The organism is Bradyrhizobium sp. 27S5, from assembly GCF_037217225.1.
GTDB lineage: Bacteria > Pseudomonadota > Alphaproteobacteria > Rhizobiales > Xanthobacteraceae > Bradyrhizobium > Bradyrhizobium septentrionale.
On sequence record NZ_CP147714.1, the window covers coordinates 3,530,437 to 3,550,731 of the forward strand.

The 20,295-nt window shown below is 64.7% G+C and carries 19 protein-coding genes and 1 pseudogene; 10 read left to right on the forward strand and 10 right to left on the reverse strand.

Features of this window, described 5'->3' with window-relative positions; all coding sequences use genetic code 11:
* Positions 1-49: 49 nt before the first annotated feature.
* A complete protein-coding gene (locus WDM24_RS16220; protein WP_338699488.1) occupies positions 50-724 on the forward strand; it encodes a response regulator transcription factor in 675 nt (224 codons plus the stop codon).
* 2 nt (positions 725-726) lie between these two features.
* Positions 727-2,052, forward strand: a complete 1,326-nt coding sequence (locus WDM24_RS16225) for a sensor histidine kinase (RefSeq protein ID WP_338699490.1) — start codon at positions 727-729, stop codon at positions 2,050-2,052.
* An 83-nt stretch (positions 2,053-2,135) separates the two neighbouring features.
* Here WDM24_RS16225 and WDM24_RS16230 read toward each other — a convergent pair whose 3' ends face one another.
* The 4 genes and pseudogenes from WDM24_RS16230 to kynU all read right to left on the reverse strand — a co-directional run bounded on the left by WDM24_RS16230 (position 2,136) and on the right by kynU (position 7,081).
* Positions 2,136-3,497 (reverse strand): PDZ domain-containing protein, encoded by a 1,362-nt coding sequence (locus WDM24_RS16230; protein WP_338831813.1) that lies wholly within the window; start codon positions 3,495-3,497, stop codon positions 2,136-2,138.
* Between the two features lie 119 nt (positions 3,498-3,616).
* The gene (locus WDM24_RS16235; RefSeq protein WP_338831814.1) at positions 3,617-4,906 is read right to left on the reverse strand and encodes a M20/M25/M40 family metallo-hydrolase; all 1,290 of its coding nucleotides are present in this window, start codon (positions 4,904-4,906) and stop codon (positions 3,617-3,619) included.
* A 146-nt stretch (positions 4,907-5,052) separates the two neighbouring features.
* A pseudogene (kynA, locus tag WDM24_RS16240) lies at positions 5,053-5,891 on the reverse strand (tryptophan 2,3-dioxygenase).
* Positions 5,888-7,081, reverse strand: a complete 1,194-nt coding sequence (gene kynU / locus WDM24_RS16245) for a kynureninase (protein WP_338699496.1) — start codon at positions 7,079-7,081, stop codon at positions 5,888-5,890. The pseudogene kynA and the gene kynU overlap by 4 nt, the downstream one beginning before the upstream one ends.
* 177 nt (positions 7,082-7,258) lie before the next feature.
* Between kynU and WDM24_RS16250 the strand changes: the two genes are divergently transcribed.
* Positions 7,259-8,092, forward strand: coding sequence for an alpha/beta hydrolase (locus WDM24_RS16250; protein ID WP_338831815.1), 834 nt, complete (start codon positions 7,259-7,261; stop codon positions 8,090-8,092).
* 217 nt (positions 8,093-8,309) lie between these two features.
* Here the strand turns inward: WDM24_RS16250 and WDM24_RS16255 are convergent, their stop codons facing one another.
* From WDM24_RS16255 to WDM24_RS16275, 5 genes are all read right to left on the reverse strand, one after another.
* Entirely contained in the window at positions 8,310-9,911 is a 1,602-nt protein-coding gene (locus WDM24_RS16255; RefSeq protein WP_166294637.1) for a TRAP transporter large permease, read from the reverse strand.
* Positions 9,908-10,447: a TRAP transporter small permease subunit gene (locus WDM24_RS16260; protein WP_029078537.1), complete on the reverse strand. Its 540-nt coding sequence runs from the start codon at positions 10,445-10,447 to the stop codon at positions 9,908-9,910. Before WDM24_RS16260 ends, WDM24_RS16255 begins: the two co-directional genes overlap by 4 nt.
* 317 nt (positions 10,448-10,764) lie before the next feature.
* Positions 10,765-11,799, reverse strand: a complete 1,035-nt coding sequence (gene moaA / locus WDM24_RS16265) for a GTP 3',8-cyclase MoaA (protein ID WP_338699502.1) — start codon at positions 11,797-11,799, stop codon at positions 10,765-10,767.
* Positions 11,800-12,073: 274 nt separating this feature from the next.
* A complete protein-coding gene (locus tag WDM24_RS16270) occupies positions 12,074-12,559 on the reverse strand; it encodes a hypothetical protein (RefSeq protein WP_338699504.1) in 486 nt (161 codons plus the stop codon).
* Positions 12,560-12,719: 160 nt separating this feature from the next.
* On the reverse strand, positions 12,720-13,400 hold the full coding sequence (locus WDM24_RS16275; RefSeq protein ID WP_166294642.1) for an HAD hydrolase-like protein: 681 nt from the start codon (positions 13,398-13,400) through the stop codon (positions 12,720-12,722).
* 139 nt (positions 13,401-13,539) lie between these two features.
* Here WDM24_RS16275 and WDM24_RS16280 point away from each other — a divergent pair, with 139 nt between their 5' ends.
* The 6 genes from WDM24_RS16280 (at position 13,540) to WDM24_RS16305 (ending at position 18,773) form a co-directional block, all read left to right on the forward strand.
* Complete coding sequence (locus WDM24_RS16280; protein ID WP_338699507.1) at positions 13,540-14,310, forward strand: SDR family NAD(P)-dependent oxidoreductase; 771 nt, start codon at positions 13,540-13,542, stop codon at positions 14,308-14,310.
* Between the two features lie 108 nt (positions 14,311-14,418).
* Positions 14,419-15,117 carry a ribose-5-phosphate isomerase RpiA gene (gene rpiA / locus WDM24_RS16285; protein ID WP_338699509.1) on the forward strand — a complete coding sequence of 233 codons (699 nt, stop codon included), beginning with the start codon at positions 14,419-14,421 and terminating at the stop codon, positions 15,115-15,117.
* Between the two features lie 23 nt (positions 15,118-15,140).
* Complete coding sequence (locus WDM24_RS16290) at positions 15,141-15,671, forward strand: DUF2059 domain-containing protein (protein ID WP_338699511.1); 531 nt, start codon at positions 15,141-15,143, stop codon at positions 15,669-15,671.
* A gap of 173 nt (positions 15,672-15,844) precedes the next feature.
* A complete protein-coding gene (gene gor, locus WDM24_RS16295; RefSeq protein WP_338699513.1) occupies positions 15,845-17,230 on the forward strand; it encodes a glutathione-disulfide reductase in 1,386 nt (461 codons plus the stop codon).
* 43 nt (positions 17,231-17,273) lie between these two features.
* Positions 17,274-18,362, forward strand: coding sequence for an alpha/beta hydrolase family protein (locus WDM24_RS16300; RefSeq protein ID WP_338699515.1), 1,089 nt, complete (start codon positions 17,274-17,276; stop codon positions 18,360-18,362).
* A 222-nt stretch (positions 18,363-18,584) separates the two neighbouring features.
* Positions 18,585-18,773, forward strand: coding sequence for a DUF2934 domain-containing protein (locus WDM24_RS16305; protein ID WP_166294654.1), 189 nt, complete (start codon positions 18,585-18,587; stop codon positions 18,771-18,773).
* Here the strand turns inward: WDM24_RS16305 and WDM24_RS16310 are convergent.
* A complete protein-coding gene (locus WDM24_RS16310) occupies positions 18,749-19,240 on the reverse strand; it encodes a hypothetical protein (RefSeq protein WP_338831816.1) in 492 nt (163 codons plus the stop codon). The two genes, WDM24_RS16305 and WDM24_RS16310, sit on opposite strands and share 25 nt — an antisense overlap.
* A gap of 56 nt (positions 19,241-19,296) precedes the next feature.
* Between WDM24_RS16310 and WDM24_RS16315 the strand changes: the two genes are divergently transcribed.
* On the forward strand, positions 19,297-19,650 hold the full coding sequence (locus WDM24_RS16315; protein WP_166294656.1) for a cupin domain-containing protein: 354 nt from the start codon (positions 19,297-19,299) through the stop codon (positions 19,648-19,650).
* The last annotated feature ends 645 nt before the right edge of the window (positions 19,651-20,295 follow it).

Consider the following 20,295-nt stretch of genomic DNA (forward strand, 5'->3'; position numbering starts at 1 on the left):
CGACAGGATGTGCAAACGGAAGACATCGAATGAAGACAGGACTGCTGCGATGCGCCTTCTGATCGTCGAGGACAATGTCGAGCTCTCGAGACTTCTCGCCAGCGGGCTGATGGCGGCGGGGTATGAATCCGATGTCGTCAACAGCGTTGCCGAGGCGCGTGATGCGCTGCGCAGCGTCACCTATGCCGCCATGATCCTCGATCTCGGTCTACCCGACGGCGACGGCCTGTCGGTGCTGTCGGAGCTTCGCCGCAAGACCGACCCGCTGCCGGTGCTGGTGCTGACCGCGCGCAACGGCCTGCAGGATCGGGTCAACGGCCTGCGCAGCGGCGCGGACGACTATCTGGCGAAACCGTTCGCGCTGGAAGAGCTGGTGGCACGGCTCGAAGCCATCCTGCGCCGGCCCGGCCAGCTGCTCGGCTCGTCGCTGAAGCTCGCCAATCTTGTCTACGACACCGAGAGCAAGCAGGTGTTCGTCGACGGTGCGCCGCACGTGTTCTCGGCGCGTGAGACGTCGGTGCTGGAGATCCTGCTGCGGCGGCAGGGTCGGGTGGTGCCGAAGAAGAACGTCGAGGACCACATCTTCGGGCTGTCGGGCGAGGTGGCCTCGAACGCGGTCGAGGTCTATGTGTCGCGCCTGCGCAAGCTGCTCGCCGAGCACCACGCCAGGATCATCATCCACACCATTCGCGGCGTCGGCTATCTGATGGCGGAGGAGAAGTAGCGGTGTTCCGCTTCAAGTCGCTGACCTCGCGGATCGTGTTCCTGCACATCGTGGCGGTTGCGGTCGCCGCGATCTTCCTGCCGCTCTTGCTGCTATGGCTGTTGAATACGGAGATCAACCATCTGCATCGCGAGGCAATGCGCGATCAGGCTGCCGATCTCGGCCAAAACCTCTCCGTCGATTCCAGCGGCAAGGTATCGCTGAACCTGCCTGATAGCCTGAGGGGGCTCTATTCCGACGCCTATGGCCGCTACCGCTACGACATCTACGATGCGGACGGCCACGTGCTGTTTTCGTCGCATCGCGAGGCGCCGCCACTGCCGGCCTCGGTCGACCGGATCTCCGGTGCCAGCGTCACCAGGCTGCTCGGCGGCCAGACGCTGCGGATCCAGGTCGCCGAGGACCTGTCGCATCGCGACGTCATCATCGATGACATCGTCACCAACTTCTTCCGGCGGGTAGGCTGGATCACCATCCCGATCCTGCTGATCCTGCTTGCCGCCGATATCCTGATCTTTCGCCGCGCGATTGTCCCGCTGTTGCGCGCCTCGGAGGAGGCCAGGAGCATCGGGCCGGCCAGGACCGATATCCGCCTGCCGACCGAGGGGATTCCGAGCGAGATCCTGCCGCTGGTGACCGCCGTCAACCAGGCCTTCGACCGTCTGGAGGACGGCTTTCACGTGCAGCGCCAGTTCACCGCCGACGCCGCGCATCAGCTTCGTACCCCGCTCGCGATCCTCAGGACCCGGATCGAGACGCTGGACGCAGCCAAGGGGACCAGCGAGCTGCATGCCGACATCGAGAGCATGAGCCGGATCGTCAACCAGCTGCTCGAGATCGCCGAGCTCGATACGCTGGTGCTGGATCCCGGCGAGACTGCGGACCTGCGCGCGGTGTGCGCCGAGGTGGTCGGCTCGATCGCGCCCTACGCGCTGGCGCAGCAGAAGGACATCGCGCTGCGCGGCACCGACAGTCCGGTCCGGGTCAGGGGCAATGCCGAGATGCTGCAGCGGGCGATCTTCAATCTGGCGGAGAACGCCATCAAGTACACCGCCGATGCGACCTCAGTCGATGTCGAGGTGCACGAAGACGGCTCGGTGCAGGTGCGCGACTGCGGACCGGGGATTGCGCCCGCCGAGCAGGGCCTGATCTTCCAGCGCTTCTGGCGCAGCGATCGGCAGCGCACCGACGGCGCGGGGCTCGGGCTGTCGATCGTGCGCGGCGTCGTCGACGATCACGATGCGACGGTGAGGGTGGAGAACCTGCCGGCCGGCGGTGCCCAGTTCACGCTGCGCTTCCGCCTAGCCGAGGCTGAGCCGGCGTCGTGAGACGGCCTGCGGTTGAACAGAGGGTTTTGAGCGAAGTGGTAATGCACCCGAAAGCGGACGTCTCACGCTTCAAGCTGTAGCCTTCAACCGCTGTGGCCAGCTTGGGCCACCAGCCAATCGCCGACAACCGACTCGATCGCTGTTTGGTAGGCCGGATGCCGCGCCGGCGTCAGATCCCACGCCCGCGGAGCCTTGAAGCTCGTTGCCTGGTCTGCGGCATCAGTCAGGTAGTGGTCCATGTGGTCGATGATCCTGAGCTCGCCGCGGCCGGGGTGGACGCTGTTGACGTTCTGCAGAATCGCCCGGCTGTCGGCTTCACCGGTGATGAAATCCGCGTTTCCGTAAACCACCAGCACGGGTAGGTCGAGCGGCGCCCACAACGCCGGCAGGTTGAGCGCGGCGACCTGGCGCAGGTAAGCGTCCGAAGCCGGATACTTGATCATCGCCGCAGCGGCCGGCCGTTCAGCCAGCAGCGCCGCGCGTGGCTGGCCCTCGATCAGGAGGCGATGCATCGCCCATTCCTTGAGCGCCATGCGGTCGGCCACCGCGGCAGGCGCCAGCCCTTCCAGTTGCAATTGCCGGCGCACATTGACGAGTTCGTACTCGAACCACGTCGTGCCCACGCCTTGCATGACGACGATGCCACGCACCGGGTCGCGTGCCGCGGCCATCGGCGCTTCCACGCTGCCGATGCTGTGGCCCAGAATGAAGACCCGCTCGGGATCGACCTCCGGCCGCTGCTTGAGCATCCGCAGGCCGGCGACGTAACCGGCGAGCTCGCCCTCGAGATCCACTTCCTTGGCCGGCGGCCCTTCGCTGTCGCCGACGCCGCTCTTCTCAACCCTGAGGGTGACGAAGCCGCGGCGGGTGAGGGCGGTGAGCAGGCGCCGGTAGGGCTCGGCGACGTCGTGGTCGGGATCGAAGGAATAGTCGACGCTGTAGCTGCCGATGCCGCCGATCAGCAGCACCGCCGGTCGCCGTCCGGCAGCAGGCGCCTGCGGCGTGGTCATGATCGTGCGCCGAAGTCCGGTCGGCGTTGTGACGGCGTCATAGGTGAAATCGACGCCGGAGGCAGTCTCGAACGGTACAGCGCCGAGCGTGATCGCCAGTGTGAGCGGTTGGCCGGCGCGGCGCAGCTCGACGCGGATGGTGTCGCCGGCGCGGTGCACCCGCACCTCGCGCAGGAAGTCGTCAACTGCGGCGAGCGGCGTGCCGTCCACCGACACCACGACATCACCGGAGACCACGCCGGCTTGAGCGGCCGGCGAGCCGGCGATGACGCGCGCGGCCAGCACGCCAGGCCCGATCGAGCCGGTTCCTGCCGGCAGCGGCGTGGCCGTAATGCCGAGCAGTCCGCGACGCCCGAGATCGAGCGCCGACCCCGGGGTCGCCAGGATGACCAAGAGCAGGATCGAGCAAAGCAGTCCGATCAGGTGCTTGTACATCACACCGACCTCCCCAGAAGCGGTTTGCGGTGCGCCAGCTTAGGGACAGTGCGCAGTCGCCGCAATCACTGCGGTGCCATTTCGGGCCGTGCGCAAACGCCGTGCGGTAGCCTGCCGGTCTATTTCACCTTGCCGTCGGACAGGTCCATGATCATGCGGGCGGTCAGGTACAGACGCGGCACGACGCTGTTGATCTGCACGTACTCCGCATCGTTGGAGTGTGCGCCGAAGCCGGACAGGCCCATGCCTTCCACCACGGCGCCCTTGGTCTTGAGGGCGGCAAACGCAGCGTCGGTGCCGCCGCCTGTGGCTCTCTCGGCCACGTTCAGCGACATGCCCAGCTCCTGATAGATCGTCTTGCCGTGGCTTGCCACGCGGCGCGAGGCATCGTTGGCTTCGAGCGGCGGGCGACGCACCTCGAATTTCACGTCCACCTTGGAGTCGGCCAGTAGGCGGTTCTTGATCTTGTCCTGCAGCGCCTTCTCGAGCTCGTCGAAATCCGCAACCTTGAGCGCGCGCGCATCGGCCTGGGCGGTGGCTTCAGCGGGGATCACGTTGCGGTTGGTGCCGGACTTGGAAACCGTCCAGTTCAGCTTCAGGCCCTGCTCCGGCTTGGAGAGGTCCTTCATCTGCAGCACCTGGTGTGACAGCTCATAGAGCGCATTGACGCCGCCTTCGGGCCTGGCGCCCGCATGCGACGATCTACCCTGCACCGTCAGGTAGGCCGAGCCGATGCCGCTGGTGGCGAGGCGGAGCGTGCCGCTGGCGTCGCTGCCTTCGAACGAGAACACGGCATCCTGCTCCGCGGCAACGCGGGTGATGGTGCTGCGCCAGCCGGGCGAACTGATTTCCTCGTCGCCGTTGATGAGCACGGTGAGGGTGCCGTAGTCCTTGAAGTTGAGCTTCTGCAGCAGCGCCACGGCATGGAGGATGGTGGCGATGCCCTGCTTGTCGTCGGCGATGCCGAGCCCATAGGCCTTGTCGCCATCGATGCGGAAGGGTTGGTCCTTCAGCATGCCCTTGAGATACACCGTGTCCATGTGCGCGATCAGCATGATCTTCGCGCTGCCGGTGCCGGTGAATACGGCCTGCACGGCCGGGCCGATCTTCTCGGGCGTGTCGTCCAGCCGGTAGATGTCGGTGGTTTGCAGGATCTCCACCGCGCCGCCGATCTGCTTGAGCTGGCCGGCGATGCGCTCGGCGATCTGGTTGAGCCCCTCGATGTCCTTGCTGCCGGATTCGATCTGCACGAGGTCGCGCAGGGTGTCGAGGAGCGGCTGCTGCTCCTGCTGTGCCAGCGCGCGAAGGTCGGCCTCCGGCGCCGCATGCGCCACGGGCGCGGCAACGGCCAGGCCGAGCGACATGATCAGTGGGCGAACGAACGAGCGGGCGGGACGCAATTGGGGCATGGGCGGGGATCTGCGCGTTCGAGGACGATCGGTATCCGGTGTCTTCACAGGCCTCACGGCCGCCGTCAACAGTCGCGGCGTGCCTTGCTGCCGCAAGGCACGCCGAAAGCGCTGAAGCCCGCGACTGCTTCGGCTGGCCCGAGATCCTACAGCTCTGTTCTCACCTTCCAGAGCTCCGGGAACAGCACGACCTCGAGCATCCTGCGCAGATAGGAGACGCCGGAGGTGCCGCCGGTACCTTGCTTCAGGCCGATGATCCGCTCGACCGTGGTGACGTGGTTGAAGCGCCAGCGGCGGAAATAATCCTCGAATCGACCAGTTTCTCCGCGAGTTCGTAGAACATCCAGTAGGTTCCGGGAGATGCGTAGATCGTCTTCCAGGCGGCCAGAACCTTGTCATTTTCGCTCCGCGTCGCGCGCCAATCGGTGCGATGCGCATCCTCGCCGATATCGAAGCCATTGCGTCCGAGCAGAAGCAAGGCCTCGTCGTAGAGGCTGGGTGCGGCAAGAATCTCCTCCAGCCTCGCGACGATGTCGCCGCGATGGTCATGCGGGCGCAGCATCGCCAGGTTGCGGTTGCCGGCCAGGAATTCGATCGCCCGGTACTGGTATGACTGGAAGCCGGAGGATTGTCCGAGCCGGTCGCGAAACTTGGTGTATTCGCTCGGCGTCATCGTCCGCAACACGTCCCAGGCATTGTTGAGTTGTTCGAAGATCCGCGCCATGCGCGATAGCATCTTGAAGGCGGACTGAAGCTGATCCTGGCGAATGGCACTGATCGCCGAGCAGATTTCGTGTATCGCAAGCTTCATCCAGAGCTCGGACGTTTGGTGCTGGATGATGAACAGCAGTTCGTCATGCGCGCTCGAGAGCGGCTTCTGGGCTCCCAGCACAAGTTCCAGATTCAGATAGTCGCTGTAAGACATGCGTCCCGCAAACGACATCTGGGCGCCTTCCCGGGAGGGGTCGTAGGGTTTGTCGGTCATGTCATCAGGGCCCTTTTGCGATATTCGGCGGTGTCCCACCGTCGGTTGGCGATGACGTCAGCGATCACGTCGACCGCGGCGCGAACCTCCGTTTCCCCGATGTAAAGCGGCGTGAAGCCGAAGCGTATCGCGTCCGGCGCCCGGAAATCGCCGATCACGCCGCGCGCGATCAGTGCCTGCATGATCGCGTACCCATTGTCGTGACGGAACGAGACCTGGCTGCCGCGTTTGCTTCCGTCGCGCGGTGAGGCCAGCTTCAGCTCCTGGCAGCGCGCCTCCACTTCGCGGATGAAGAGATCGGCGAGCACGATCGACGCCTGACGCACGTCGTTCATGCTGACGCCGTCCCAGACATCGAGCGCGGCGTCCAGCGCGGCCATCGCAATCACCGGCGGCGTTCCGACCCGCATCCGCTCGATCCCCGAGCCGGGCCGGTAGTCGAGATCGAACGCAAACGGCGACTGATGTCCCATCCATCCCGACAGCGCCGGCCGTGCGTTCTCGGCATGCTGAGGCGCCACGTAGATGAAGGCCGGCGCGCCGGGACCGGCATTGAGATATTTGTAGGTGCAGCCAACCGCGAAATCCGCTTTCGCGCCCAGCACGTCAACCGGGATCGCGCCCGCGGAATGTGCCAGATCCCAGATCGTGATGGCGCCGGCGCTGTGCGCCTTCTGCGTCAGCGCGGCCATGTCGTGAAGCCGGCCGGTGCGGTAGTCGACCTCGGTCAGCATCGTCGCAGCGATCGTGTCGTCGATGGCGGCTTCGACGTCCTCAGGCGCGACGACCTTGAGCGTATATCCCCGGTCGAGCGTCCTGAGCAGACCTTCGGCCATGTAGAGATCGGACGGAAAGTTTCCGTTGTCGGTCAACACCGTGCGCCGCGACGGGTTGAGCTCGAGCGCCGAAGCCAGCGCCTGGTAGATCTTGATCGAGAGCGTGTCGCCGACCACCACCGTGCCCTCCGGCGCACCAATCAAGCGGCCGATGCGGTCGCCGATCCGGCGCGGCTGGACCATCCAGCCGGCGCTGTTCCAGCCTCCGATCAGTTGCTTTCCCCATTCCTCCGATATCATGCGGTGGACGCGTTCCGAGACCGCAACGGGCAACGGGCCGAGCGAATTGCCGTCCAGGTAGATCACGCCATCCGGCAGGCTGAACAGCGATTGCGTTCGTTTGAAATCGGTCATCCGTTTTCCTCACGCGCAACGGCAAATTCTGCCATGCGAGCCATTTACTTCAAGCCTAAAATTTATAGGCATGAAATATATTCCCGCTGTGCCTCGGGCCTCCATGCTATTAGATTCCGTCAACCTGCGTCGTATTTATCGGCGCTGACCCGCAGGTCCCCGAACGGACATCGGTCCATGATTTTCCATCAGGTTTCCGACTGGAATGATGCCTATGCCAACGCCGCCAACATCCCCGGCGGCGAACGCTGGCCGGGGGCGTGGGTGCAGCCGGCCGAGGCCTATCGTGATGAACTCCAGGGCACCGCCCGCGCCAGGCTCGACATCAGCTATGGCGAGAACGCACGGAACCGGTTTGACCTGTTCCTCCCGCAAGGTTCGCCCCAGGGCCTGGTCGTGTTTGTCCATGGTGGCTTCTGGCGCGCGCTCGACAAGAGCTACTGGTCGAACCTGGCGCGCGGCTCCGTCGACAGCGGCTATGCGGTGGCGATGCCGTCCTACACGCTGTGCCCTGCTGTTCGCATCGCGGACATCACGCGTGAGGTCGGCGCCGCGGTCGAGCGGGCCGCCTCGATGGTCGAGGGGCCGCTATTTCTGACAGGCCACTCCGCGGGCGGCCACCTGGTCACGCGCATGATCTCGGCGACGTCGCCGCTGCCGGATCAGGTGCGGGCGCGCATACAACACACGCTCTCGATTTCCGGCCTCCATGACTTGCGGCCGCTCATGAAGACCGCCATGACCGCCGATCTCAGGATTGATGACGCGGAAGCATGGGCCGAAAGCCCGGCATTGCTGCAGCCATTGCCCGAGGCACGGGTGACCTGCTGGGTCGGCGGAGCGGAGCGTCCGGAGTTCATCCGTCAGAATGCCCTGCTGGCCAACATCTGGACCGGCCTCGGGGCGCGGACCTGCATCATCGAGGAACCCGGCCGGCATCATTTCGACGTCATTGACGGTCTTGCCGATCACCGTCATCCGATGGTCCGGGCGCTGTTGTCTGCCACCTAAGCGTTTTCGAGCGAAGTGGACGCCGGTTCGCGTGAAGAAAACGCGTCAAAACAAAAAGCTAGAGCGTCGGTTCTGATTCAATCAGAACCGAAAGTGCTCTAGCCGATCGGTGGTTGCTCCGAGCGCGTCAAGGCCGACCTGTCTCGCGACCGCCAAAACAAGCGAAAACCCCGGCGCGAAAGCCCCGGGGTTTTTCCTTCTGAAGAAGCGAGGCGCGCTATTGCTTCGGTTGGCCGAAATCGAGCGGCGGCAGCTCGATCTGCGGCACCTCGATCTTGATCTTGCTGAGATCGACGTCGAGCGGCTTGTCGAGCAGGGCGGTCACCACGATCGGGAAAGCGATCACGATCGCCACCATGATCGCCTGCAGGCCGATCCAGGGCAGGGCGCCCCAATAGATGTCGGAGCTCTTGACCTCTTTCGGCGCGACGCCGCGCAAATAGAACAGCGCGAAGCCGAACGGCGGATGCAGGAACGAGGTCTGCATGTTGACGCAAAGCATCACGCCGAACCAGATCAGCGCGGCATCAGGTCCCACGACCGGCCCCAATACCTTCTGCGCGATCGGCGCGATCATCGGCAGGATGATGAAGGCGATCTCGAAGAAGTCGAGGAAGAACGCCAGGAAGAAGATGAAGAGGTTGATGAAGATCAGGAAGCCCCAGACGCCGCCGGGCAGCGAGGTCAGATGGTGCTCAAGCCAGACGCCGCCGGAGACGCCGAGGAACACCACCGAGAAGCAGGTCGAGCCGATCAGGATGAACACCACCATGGTGGAGAGGCGCATGGTCGACTCGTAACCCTGCTTGATCAGGCCGCGCAGGTCGGGGATGCGGACGGCTTCGAGACAGAGCCAGACGACGGCGAGATAGACCACTGCGAAAGTCAGCTTGAACAGTTTTCCATCGCCGATGAGCATTCCGATGATCGTGCCGATGCCCGTGGCGGCGATGCCGATCAGCAGCATCTTGTGGCCCTTGTTGCTCAGATCCTTGTGGTGGATCGCGGCGAGAACGATGGCGCCGATCGCACCCATCGCGCCGGCTTCCGTCGGCGTCGCCAGGCCGAGCATCATGGTGCCCAGCACCACGAAGATCAGCACGGCCGACGGAATGATGCCCATCAGGCATTTGCGCCAGAGCGGCCAGCCCGTCAGCGTCCGCGCTTCCTTTGGAACCGCAGGGACGTGACTTGGCTTGAAGATGCCGAGCAGGAACGTGTAGCCGGCGAACAGGGCGATCTGGAGCACCGACGGTCCCCAGGCGCCGAGATACATGTCGCCGACCGACTTGCCGAGCTGGTCGGCCATCACGATCAGCACCAGCGAGGGCGGCACCAATTGGGTGATGGTGCCGGAGGCGGCCAGCACGCCGGTGATGTAGCGCACATTGTAGCCGTAACGAAGCATCACCGGCATCGAGATCAGCGCCATCGCGATGACTTGCGCCGCCACCGTGCCGGTGATTGCGCCGAGGATGAATCCGACGATGATCACCGAGTAGCCGAGGCCGCCGCGGATCGGGCCGAACAGCTGGCCCATCGAATCCAGCATGTCCTCGGCAAGCCCGCATCGCTCCAATATCGCGCCCATGAAGGTGAAGAAGGGAATCGCCAACAGCAATTCGTTGGAGAGCACGCTGCCGAAAATGCGGCCCGGAATGGCCTGCAGGAAGTTCATGTCGAAGAAGCCGAGATAGATCGACAGGAAGCCGAACGACAGCCCGAGCGCGGCCAGCGTGAAGGCTACCGGGAATCCGATCAACATGGCCAGAATCAAGCCGCCGAACATCAGTGGCGGCATCATTTCCAGCGTGATCATTGGGTCGGCCTCTCATACTTCGCATCGATCACGACGTAACCCTTCAGTGCAGCGATGCGCTTGATCACTTCGGAGACGCCTTGCAGCGCCAGGAAAACGAAGCCCACGGGAACAACGAGCTTGATCGGCCAGCGGACCAGCCCGCCGGCATTGCTCGAAATCTCACCCACTTCGTAGGCTTGATAGAAGAATGGCCAGGACAGATAGCTGAGCAACAGGCAGGACGGGATCAGGAAGAACAGCGTTCCGATCATGTCGAGCCAGAGTTGGCCGCGCTCGGACAGCATGAGATAAAGAATTTCGACGCGAACATGCTCGTTCTTTTTGAAGGTATAGGAGGCGCCGAACATCACGAAGACGGCGAACATGTACCACTGCAATTCGAGCCAGCTGTTGGAGCTGTAGCCGAACGCGTAGCGGATCATCGCGTTGGCGGCGCTCACCACGCAGGCGGCGAGCACGAGCCAATTACAGATGCCGCCCAATTTCTCATTAAGCAGATCGATAACCGTACTTAGTGCCAGCAATGGGCGCATCACGATCTCCACGGTCGCGCCCTCTGCGCGCCGAATACGTTCTCAACCATCATCTGGCCGCCGCGCGCATGCGCACGGAGCCACGGCTCACTTTCAGGAGCAGTTGCAAACGTTCGTCCTCCCCCGAAATCCGCTTCAGCCGTTCTTGGCTGCCGGGGGCAGCGGCCTATCCTGGCCAGACTAGCGTGGAAGCTAAGGCACCAAATCAGCGCCGTGGAACGCCGTCAATCGGAAAATGGGCAAATTGACGCGCGGGCAAATCGTTGTCCCGCCTTGGCAATCAGGGGACAGGACAGGCGTCGGGGAGGGGGCCGAGTCTAGCCGCCGGTCACGCTCATATGGCGGCTGACGCTCGGACGATTGTGGCGGCGGTCGATGATGAAATCGTGCCCCTTCGGCTTCAGCCCGATGGCGCGGTCGATCGTCGCCGACAGCAGCTCGTTGTCGTCGGAGGCGCGCAGCGGCCGGCGCAGGTCGGAGGCGTCCTCGTGGCCGAGGCAGGTGTGCAGCGTGCCGGTGCACGTGATCCGCACCCGGTTGCAGGATTCGCAGAAATTATGGGTCATCGGCGTGATGAAGCCGAGCTTGCCGCCGGTCTCGGCGACCCGGACATAGCGGGCAGGGCCGCCGGTGTCGTCGGCGAGATCGGTCAGCGTGTAGTGCTTCTCGAGCCGCGCGCGCAGCAGCGACAGCGGCACGTACTGATCGATGCGGCCTTCGCCGATGTCGCCCATCGGCATCACCTCGATCAAGGTCAGGCCCATTGCCTTGCCGTGCGCCCATTGCATCAGCGAGGGGATCTCGTCCTCGTTCATGTTCTTCAGCGCGACCGCGTTGATCTTGACCGCGAGCCCCGCCGATCGCGCCGCCTCGATGCCCGACAGCACCTTGTCGATGTCGCCCCAGCGGGTGATGGCCCGGAATTTTACGGGGTCGAGCGTGTCGAGCGAGACGTTGACGCGGCGCACGCCGCAATCGGCCAGCTCCTGGGCGAAGCGGGCGAGCTGCGAGCCGTTGGTGGTCAGCGTCAATTCGTCGAGCGCGCCCGTTGTCAGATGGCGCGACAGCGATCGCACCAGGCCCATCACGTTGCGGCGGACCAGCGGCTCGCCGCCGGTGAGGCGGATCTTGCGCACTCCCTTGGCGACGAACGCCGAGCAGAGCCGGTCGAGCTCTTCCAGCGTCAGGAGATCGGCCTTCGGCAGGAAGGTCATGTCCTCCGACATGCAGTAGAAGCAGCGCAGGTCGCAGCGGTCGGTGACGGAGACGCGCAGATAGCGGATCGTCCGGCCGAACGGATCGGTCATCGGACGAAACAGCGAGTCAGAATGCGCTTGCGTGGATCCGTTCATTCAACCCAAGCCTTCAACTAGGTCTTGCGACCTGTTCCCTGCGTGCCGCGCCGTGATCGGCTCTGCACTGACAATCTATGCATGTTGGCTCGTTGTCACAATGCGTCCCTAAGGATGATCCGCAACATGTAACGCCGATTGCGCGCGATAGGCGAGCCATATCGCGTGATGCATGATCGCAATCGCCGATGTGTCTCCACAAACACCAAAAACCCGGCTTTGGGCCGGGCTCTTGTGCAGTGCAATCGTTTGCGATGTTCGACGCGCTTGCGCGCTAGCTTTTCGGAGCCGCAGCTGGCGGCGGCGCCGCGGCGGGAGCGGGGAACGCCGCGTCCGGAGCGGCAGCAGGAGCTGCGGCGGCCGGCTTCGGCTTCTTCTTTTTCGGCCGCATCGGCTTGCGTGCCGCGCGCGGCGGCGGGCCGGCGGGTTGCAGCTCGGCGAACACCGGGCTCGGATCGAGCGCGGTGGTGGCCGGGCTCGTGAAGTCGCCCGGTGTGCGGGTCACCGTCACCGGCACCGTCGCCGGCTGGAACTTCGGCATGTTGAAGGTGACCGTGAAGTTCGCCTCCGGCGCCGGGATCGACACGGTGCAGGGCGTCTTGCAGCCCGGACCGAGCGAGGTCACGGCGTCCGCGCCCTGCGGGTTCGAATCCAGCTGCACCGGTACCGGCGGTGGCGCCGACTTGAACGAATCCAATGAGAAGGAGGAGCAGCCGGCCAGGCTCAGCCCGGCGGCCGCAATGACGATGATACGACGCATGATCCACACTCTACTGCGGCAATCAGCCACAATCCCCGGCGCGACCATAGGAGCGTCGGAACAGGGGCGCAACCGGGGGAGGTCTGTTCGTTAAAGGATGGTTAACAGCAATATCGCATGGCAAAATATTGCCAAGTTATATCAATGCGTTGCAGAAGATTTATGCTGCGCCGAGGCTGGCGACGGCGTCCGGCAGGTCGCGCATATGGCTGATCAGCCGGTCGGGCTTCAGCTCGGTCATCGGTACGTCGGTATAGCCGAAATCGACGCCGATCACCGGGACCTGGGCCCGCCGCGCAACCCCGACATCGGGGCCGGCATCGCCGACCATGATGGCGCCGGGCAGCCGGCCGCCGGCGCGGGCCACCGTCTCGCGCAGGAACGCCGGATCGGGCTTGGCGACGCCAAACGTGTCCTGGCCGCAGATCGCGGCAAAGCGCGAGGTCAGGCCGAGCCGGTCGAGCAAGAGCTTCGACAGCCATTCCAGCTTGTTGGTGCAGACCGCGAAGCGATGGCCCTTGGCCGCGAGCCGGTCGAGCGCGGCCTCCAGCCCGTCGAACGGGCGCGAGCCGTCGGCGATGTGCTCGGCGTAATAGTCGACGAAGACCTTGGTCAAACGGTCGAGTTCGCCAACGCTGACCGCGCGTCCGTCCACCTCGAGGCCGCGTTCCAGCAGCTTGCGCGCGCCGGCGCCGATCATGTTGCGGGCGGCAGCCAGCGGCACCGGCGGCAAATCTTCGCGGGCGAGCACATGGTTCAGCGCGCTGATCAGATCAGGCGCGGTGTCGACCAGCGTGCCGTCGAGATCGAACACGATGATGGGGGGAGAGGAGGCGGACATCACGCTTTTCGCTATCGGGCTCGGCGCCGCGATGCAAGAGTAGATGTGCGCGCGTGATGAAATTGGGGAGGCCGCGATGCGGGAACTTGCCGGAAAAGCCGCTTTTGTCACCGGGGCGGCCAGCGGCATAGGATTGGCCATGGCAACCGCCTTCGCCCGCGAGGGCATGAAGGTGATGCTGGCCGATATCGAAACCGGCGCGCTGGACAAGGCGGTCGATGCGCTGCGTGCCACCGGCGCCGACGTTCATGGCGTCGTCTGCGATGTCGCCGATCCCGACAGCGTCCAGGGTGCGGCGCAGGCTTCATTCCTCGCCTTCGGCAACGTTCACGTCCTCTGCAACAATGCCGGCGTCGCGGGCGGCGGCGGCATCGACCCGATCTCGCTCGACGACTGGCGCTGGGTGATCGACGTCAACCTGATGGGCGTCGTGCACGGCTTGAGGAGCTTCCTGCCGCATATCCGCAGGCACGGCGAAGGCGGCCATATCGTCAACACCGCATCGATGGCCGGGATGAATGCCGGGCTCGGTCTCAGCCCCTATTCGGCGACCAAGTTCGCCGTCGTCAGCATGTCGGAGGGGCTCGCGGCGCAACTGAAGCCGCTCGGGATCGGCGTCAGCGTGCTCTGTCCGAGCTATGTGCGGACCCGGATCGGCGAGAGCGGGCGCAACCGCCCCGAGCAGTACGGCCCGTCCCGCCAGTTCGCTCCGGACAGCCCTGCGGCCGCGATCATCGCCGAGATCGCGCGTCGCCTGGAAGCCGGTCTCGATCCGGCGTCGGTTGCGGACCGCGTCGTGAACGCGATTCACGACGATCAGTTCTATGTTTTCACACATCCCGGGATGCGGGCCGAGGTCGAAGAGCGTTTTTCGGTGATTTTAGCCGCGATGGATGCCGTTTCGGCCTGAAGACGGGCCCGGATGCCGCTATTCCTGCCCGTGAATCGAGGCTAGATATGCGCGCGCCGGGCCGCCCATTGGCGTGTCCGGGACGGCGAAACCGGGGGCTAGCGGCACGTGGACATGGACGCACTGAAACGCCAGGCGGCGGCGCGCGCGCTAGAAGAGGTGCGCGACGGCATGAAGCTCGGGCTCGGCACCGGCTCGACCGCCAAGCATTTCGTCGAGCTGCTCGGCGACAAGGTCCGCGCCGGCATGAAGGTGATCGGCGTGCCGACCTCGGAAGCGACCCGCGCGGATGCGATCCGTTGCGGCGTGCCGCTGACCACGCTGGATGAGATCGACCATCTCGACCTCACCATCGACGGCGCCGACGAGATCGACCCCGCGCTCAATCTGATCAAGGGCGGCGGCGGCGCGCTGTTGCGCGAGAAGATCGTGGCGGCCGCCAGTGATCGCATGATCGTGATCGCGGACGACAGCAAATGGGTCGACGTGCTCGGCCGCTTTCCGCTGCCGGTCGAGGTGATCCCGTTCGGACTGGCCGCGACCCAGGCCGCGATGACGCGGGCGTTCGCAGAGGCCGGCGTGTCCGGCCAAATGGTCATCCGCAAGGGCAAGGACGGTCACGCTTTTGTCACCGATGGCGGCCACTGGATCATCGATGCCCATCTCGGCCGGATCGGCGACCCGCCGCGTCTGGCCGGTCTGCTCAGCGTAATTCCGGGCGTGGTCGAACATGGCCTGTTCATCGGGCTTGGCAGCGTCGCCGTTCTGGCCGGCGCACAGGGAATTCGGGTTGTTGAACGGCGATGACGCCGCAAGCAAGGAGACTTGGAATGAAGCGTTTTTCGGGACTTTTGTCGGCTGTGGCCCTGTCGGCCGGCCTCGCGTTCGCGGCCGCGCCGGCAATGGCGCAGCAGCCGCCCGCTGCGCCCAGCGTCAAGCAGTCGACCCCCGCGGCGATTGGGTACGCCAAGGAAATCCTGACGATGAAGAACGTGCAGGTGATGTATGCCGGCGCCGTTCCCGGCATCATCGAGAAGACCAAGACCGGTCTGCTGCAGCAGTACCTGAACTACCAGAAGGATCTCGACGAGGTCGCGGTGATCGTCGCCAAGGCCTACGCCGGCCGCGAGAAGGAGATCGGCGACGGCATGGCGCAGATCTACGCCGCCGAGTTCACCGAGCAGGAGCTGAAGGACCTCGTGACGTTCTACAAGACGCCCCTCGGTCAGAAACTTTTGACCTCGGAGCCCAAGGCAATCAACGACTCCCTCCAATATATGCAGCAGTGGGCGCAGCAGTTCGGCGTGCAGGTCAACGCCCAGTTCAAGGCCGAGATGAAGAAGCGCGGCAAGGATATCTAAGCGCGCTGCTTAGGAGCTTAGCGCTGACGTTTCCGCATCCGTCATGGCCGGGCTTGTCCCGGCCATCCACGTCTTTCTTGCTGCGGAAACCAAGACGTGGATGCCCGGGACAAGCCCGGGCATGACGAGTGATGAGGACAGCGCAGGGCGAGGCGTAGTGAGAGAGGGTTGCCATGGCCGAGTTTGACGTCGACCTGTTTGTCATCGGTGGCGGTTCGGGCGGGGTTCGTGCCGCGCGCATCGCCGCCAATTATGGCGCCAGGGTCATGGTCGCCGAAGAGTACCGGATGGGCGGCACCTGCGTGATCCGCGGCTGCGTGCCCAAGAAGCTATTCGTGATCGGCAGCCACGTCCACGACGAGATCGAGGACGCCGCCGGCTTCGGCTGGCGCATCGGCCAGGTCTCGTTCGACTGGGCCACGCTCGTCGCCAACAAGGACAAGGAGATCGCCCGGCTCGAGGCCGCCTACACCACCAATGTCGAGAAGTCCGGCGCCAAAATTGTGAAGACCCGCGCGGTGCTGGAGGATGCCCACACGCTCCGCCTCGCCACCGGCGAGAAGGTGACCGCGAAATACATCCTGATCGCGACCGGCGGCGCGCCCAATCACGGGCCGGCCGTGCCCGGTATCGAGCACGTGATCTCCTCCAACGAGGCGTTCCACCTCAAAGAGCTGCCGAAGCGGATCGTGATCCAGGGCGGCGGCTACATCGCGCTGGAGTTCGCCGGTATCTTCAATGGCTACGGCTCCGATGTGACCGTGATTTACCGCGGCGACAACATCCTGCGCGGCTTCGACGAGGACGTGCGCAAGCATGTGCGCGCCGAGATGGAGAAGAAGGGCATCACCATCATCACCGGCTGCACGGTGGCGAAGGTCGACAAGCACGGCCGTGACGTCACCACGCATCTGTCAAGTGGTTCGAGCATCGCCTCCGACCAGGTGATGTTCGCGATCGGCCGGCATCCCAATGTCGGGGGTCTCGGGCTCGAGGCCGCCGGCGTCGCCATCAATCCCGCCAATGGCGGCATTCAGGTCGATGCCTGGTCGAAGACCTCGGTCGACAACATCTATGCGGTCGGCGACGTCACCCACCGCACCAATCTGACCCCGGTCGCGATCCGCGAGGGCCATGCCTTCGCCGACACCGTGTTCGGCAAGCGGCAGGTCGCGGTCGACCACGCGACGATCCCGACCGCGGTGTTCTCGCAGCCCGAGGTCGGCACCGTCGGCCTCACGGAAGAAGAGGCGCGGGCGCAGTTTTCCCACGTCGACATCTACAAGACGGATTTCCGCCCGATCAAGGCGACGATGTCCGGCCGCGACACCCGGGTGCTGATGAAGCTCGTGGTCGACGGTGTGAGCGACCGCGTGCTCGGCTGCCACATCGTCGGCGACTGCGCCGCCGAGATCACGCAGGCGGTCGCGATCGCCGTGAAGATGAAGGCGACCAAGGCCGATTTCGACGCCACCGTTGCGCTGCATCCGACCGCGTCCGAAGAGCTGGTGACGATGCGCACCCCAACCGCGCGCCACGTCCGCCAGGCGGCGGAGTAGGGCTGCCGTCGCGAGATTTCTCGCGCATCAGAGGGAAGCCCCGATGAGGTTTCTGGTGCTGTGGCTGATCCTCGTCGCAGCACCGGGCCTCGCGTGGGCCGAGGATGCCGTATTCAAGGTCGGCGTCACCACGCGCGATTTCACTCCGGCCGAGCCTTACGATTGGCGCGGCGCCAGCATGCATGCGCTCCGCGCCACCATCTGGTACCCGGCCGCGGCAGATGCGCGCGAGCAACCGCAATGGATCGGGCCGCGCATCGTCCCGTTCATCAGCACCGGCATCGCCGCGCCTGATGCGGCGCCGGCGGCGGGGCTCCGCCACCCGCTGATCCTGCTGTCCCACGGTTTTGGTGGCTCGGCGTCCAATCTCGCCTGGCTCGGCGCGGGGCTTGCGGCGCACGGATTCATCGCCGTTGCGGTCAACCACCCCGGCAACAACGGATCCGAGCGCACGACGGTCGACGGTTATACGCTGACGTGGCTGCGCGCGGTCGATCTCAGCGCGCTGATCGACGCCATGCGCGCCGACAGCACGTTCGGCGACCGGATCGACCCGGCGCGGATCGGCGCCGCCGGCCATTCGTATGGCGGCTACACCGTGATCGCTATCGCCGGCGGCATCACCGATCCGGAACGGACTCCGGCATTCTGCCGCTCGCCCGCCGCCGATGCGCTGTGCACGTCGCAGTCAGGCGCGACAGAGCTGCGCCAGAAGAGCCAGTTGCGCTTGACGGCGGATCCTGATTTCCGGCAGCGCTATAGTCTGGCCGGCCATTCCTATCGCGACGAGCGCGTTCGCGCCGTGTTTGCGATGGCGCCGGGGCCAGTGCCAGCCTTCACGCCGGAGAGCCTTGCCGCCATATCGATCCCGATCGCGATCGTCGCGGGAAGCGCCGACGAGATCACGCCGACGGCCTCAGGCGCCGAGGCGCTCGGCAAGGCTGTCCCCCATGCGACGCTGAAGCTGTTTCCGCACGCGGGCCACTTTGTCTTCTTCGGGACCTGTACCGCGATAGGGCGCCTGGTCATCGGGGGGGCCGTATGCCGCGATCCCGATGGCACCGATCGCGACGCGGTCCATGCCGAGACCATCAGCCTTGCGCGCGATTTCTTCAGCGCGAACCTGCGCTGAGCGGACTGCGCCAGGCGCCGGAGTAGGGGGCTACCCGCACGCCCCCGGCGCGCGGTGGGTAATGGTGCGCCCGGCGCCCGGCGCCACACAATCTGATTGCTCCGGGCCGCGCCGCGTCGCAGACTGCGGCGGCGCACCATATCGCGCGCGTTTTGGAACATTGCGCCGAACTGGAAGTTCCCCATTCAAACGATTTGATATTCGCGATTCAGGGAGCCGCTCATGACAGGTCCCACCGAGCAGGAGATCAGGACCCGAGCCTACGAACTGTGGAAGGACGCCGGCGAACCGCACGGCAATATGGATCAGCTCTGGTATAAGGCCGAAAAGGAGTTGCTCGCGCGCAAGGCCGCCAACGGCGAGACGCCCTGCGGAATGAACGGCCATCACAAGCCGACGTCAGTCCAGTAGAGCGCCGGATCGAGCTCGACGCAATCAACGGCATGCGATCGCCGCGTCCATCGGGCGCGGCGATCGCGTCTTGCTCCCCGGCGATATGCTTCGAGATCACCTCGAAGCCGGCGACGCAACCCACCGGCGCTTGGAACGTCTCTCTGCCGCGGACATTGACATCGGTGTCCCATACGACGGAGGAAACCAATGATCCGGCCGATTGCTTTAGCTCTTTCAGTTCTCGTCGCCTCGACATCCCTTGCCTTCGCGCAAGCAAGCTCCAGCGGCAGCGCAAGCTCCGGTGGCAGCGCGAGCTCCAGCGGCAGCGCAAGCTCCAGCGGCAGCGCGAGTTCGAGCAAGAATTCGAGCGCTGCTGGCAGCAGCCAGGGTTCGCCCGCCACGACAGGACAAGGGCAGGGACAGAAGCCGCCGAGCGCAACAGACAAGTAATCAAAGAGGCCGCAGGAGTAAGCGGCCTCTTTCATTTGTCGCCTTCAGGCTGCCGTTTATCGCCTTCAATCTGGCGGGCCAGGAGGCATCCATGAGCGACGCGATCGATCTTTCACAAAAGCTGTCGACCTTCACCGATCACTGGTCGCCGCGCACCGTCGCACAATTCAACGCCTGCGACGTCATGGTCGTGAAGGTGCAGGGTGAGTTCGTCTGGCACAAGCACGACGACACCGACGACTTCTTCCTTGTGCTGAAAGGCGTGCTCGACATCGAGCTGCGCGACCGCACCGTGACGCTGAGGGAGGGCCAGATGTACATCGTGCCGAAGGGCGTCGAGCATCGGCCCGTTGCAAGGGAAGAGGTGCATCTGCTGCTGATCGAGCCGACGGGGACACCGAACACGGGCAACGCGGCGACGGCTGCGCCGCGCAAGCTGCTCTGATGCCTTCAGTTCACGGCGACGAAAAAAGGGCTCCAGCACTTGACCGGGACGGACAGCGCTGGAGCCGTCAAGTAAGCGCCCATGTTCGATCCGCCGAGTGACGATAGCTACGTAGCGAGGTGAGTGCGGGTTTCAGTGTTGAGAGAACTTGTTCAACGGGCGTCGCTCTGCGCCAAAGCGCGAAATTCATAAGTCCAATCAACGCGATCGACCCTGTCCAGTCCCTCGGCGGAAAATATTCCGCTTGGCGTTTGACCCAACTCAGATGTTCAATCTGGCCGTCTCACCCGATTGAGGGGCACGTCGCGGTCGTCACGAGTGTTGCGGTGGGATGCGGTGGACGCCGAGCATGCGAGAGACGAAATGCTTGTCAGGCGGACGGCGAAATCGTGTGGTCCTGACGCCCTAGTGGCAGGTGTCTCGTCGCAGGATGCGAAAGCGTTTTGCGACGGCGGTGACAAGCAAGCCCAGTCTCACCGGGGAGAGCACGTATAAGCCGTAACCCATCGCGCAGGGAAAGCCGGGATGTTTCCGGTTACACCTGTGGTCCTACCTCCCGTGCTTTCGCTGCACGGGACCCATGGGTGCGATCGGCACCCGGCTTTCCCTGCGCCCTCTGCTTGAGGAGAGGGTGGAACGAAGAGC

Bases quoted from the DNA above. Each gene is read 5' to 3' on its own strand.
- WDM24_RS16310 (WP_338831816.1), bottom strand. From the start codon at position 19,240: ATGAAAGAGGCCGCTTACTCCTGCGGCCTCTTTGATTACTTGTCTGTT.
- WDM24_RS16270 (WP_338699504.1), bottom strand. From the start codon at position 12,559: ATGCGTCGTATCATCGTCATTGCGGCCGCCGGGCTGAGCCTGGCCGGC.
- WDM24_RS16280 (WP_338699507.1), top strand. From the start codon at position 13,540: ATGGCAACCGCCTTCGCCCGCGAGGGCATGAAGGTGATGCTGGCCGAT.
- WDM24_RS16250 (WP_338831815.1), top strand. From the start codon at position 7,259: ATGATTTTCCATCAGGTTTCCGACTGGAATGATGCCTATGCCAACGCC.
- WDM24_RS16315 (WP_166294656.1), top strand. From the start codon at position 19,297: ATGAGCGACGCGATCGATCTTTCACAAAAGCTGTCGACCTTCACCGAT.
- WDM24_RS16290 (WP_338699511.1), top strand. From the start codon at position 15,141: ATGAAGCGTTTTTCGGGACTTTTGTCGGCTGTGGCCCTGTCGGCCGGC.
- WDM24_RS16260 (WP_029078537.1), bottom strand. From the start codon at position 10,447: ATGCGCCCATTGCTGGCACTAAGTACGGTTATCGATCTGCTTAATGAG.
- WDM24_RS16300 (WP_338699515.1), top strand. From the start codon at position 17,274: ATGAGGTTTCTGGTGCTGTGGCTGATCCTCGTCGCAGCACCGGGCCTC.
- moaA (WP_338699502.1), bottom strand. From the start codon at position 11,799: ATGAACGGATCCACGCAAGCGCATTCTGACTCGCTGTTTCGTCCGATG.
- WDM24_RS16275 (WP_166294642.1), bottom strand. From the start codon at position 13,400: ATGTCCGCCTCCTCTCCCCCCATCATCGTGTTCGATCTCGACGGCACG.
- WDM24_RS16235 (WP_338831814.1), bottom strand. From the start codon at position 4,906: ATGCCCCAATTGCGTCCCGCCCGCTCGTTCGTTCGCCCACTGATCATG.
- kynU (WP_338699496.1), bottom strand. From the start codon at position 7,081: ATGACCGATTTCAAACGAACGCAATCGCTGTTCAGCCTGCCGGATGGC.
- WDM24_RS16220 (WP_338699488.1), top strand. From the start codon at position 50: ATGCGCCTTCTGATCGTCGAGGACAATGTCGAGCTCTCGAGACTTCTC.
- WDM24_RS16230 (WP_338831813.1), bottom strand. From the start codon at position 3,497: ATGTACAAGCACCTGATCGGACTGCTTTGCTCGATCCTGCTCTTGGTC.
- gor (WP_338699513.1), top strand. From the start codon at position 15,845: ATGGCCGAGTTTGACGTCGACCTGTTTGTCATCGGTGGCGGTTCGGGC.
- WDM24_RS16255 (WP_166294637.1), bottom strand. From the start codon at position 9,911: ATGATCACGCTGGAAATGATGCCGCCACTGATGTTCGGCGGCTTGATT.
- WDM24_RS16305 (WP_166294654.1), top strand. From the start codon at position 18,585: ATGACAGGTCCCACCGAGCAGGAGATCAGGACCCGAGCCTACGAACTG.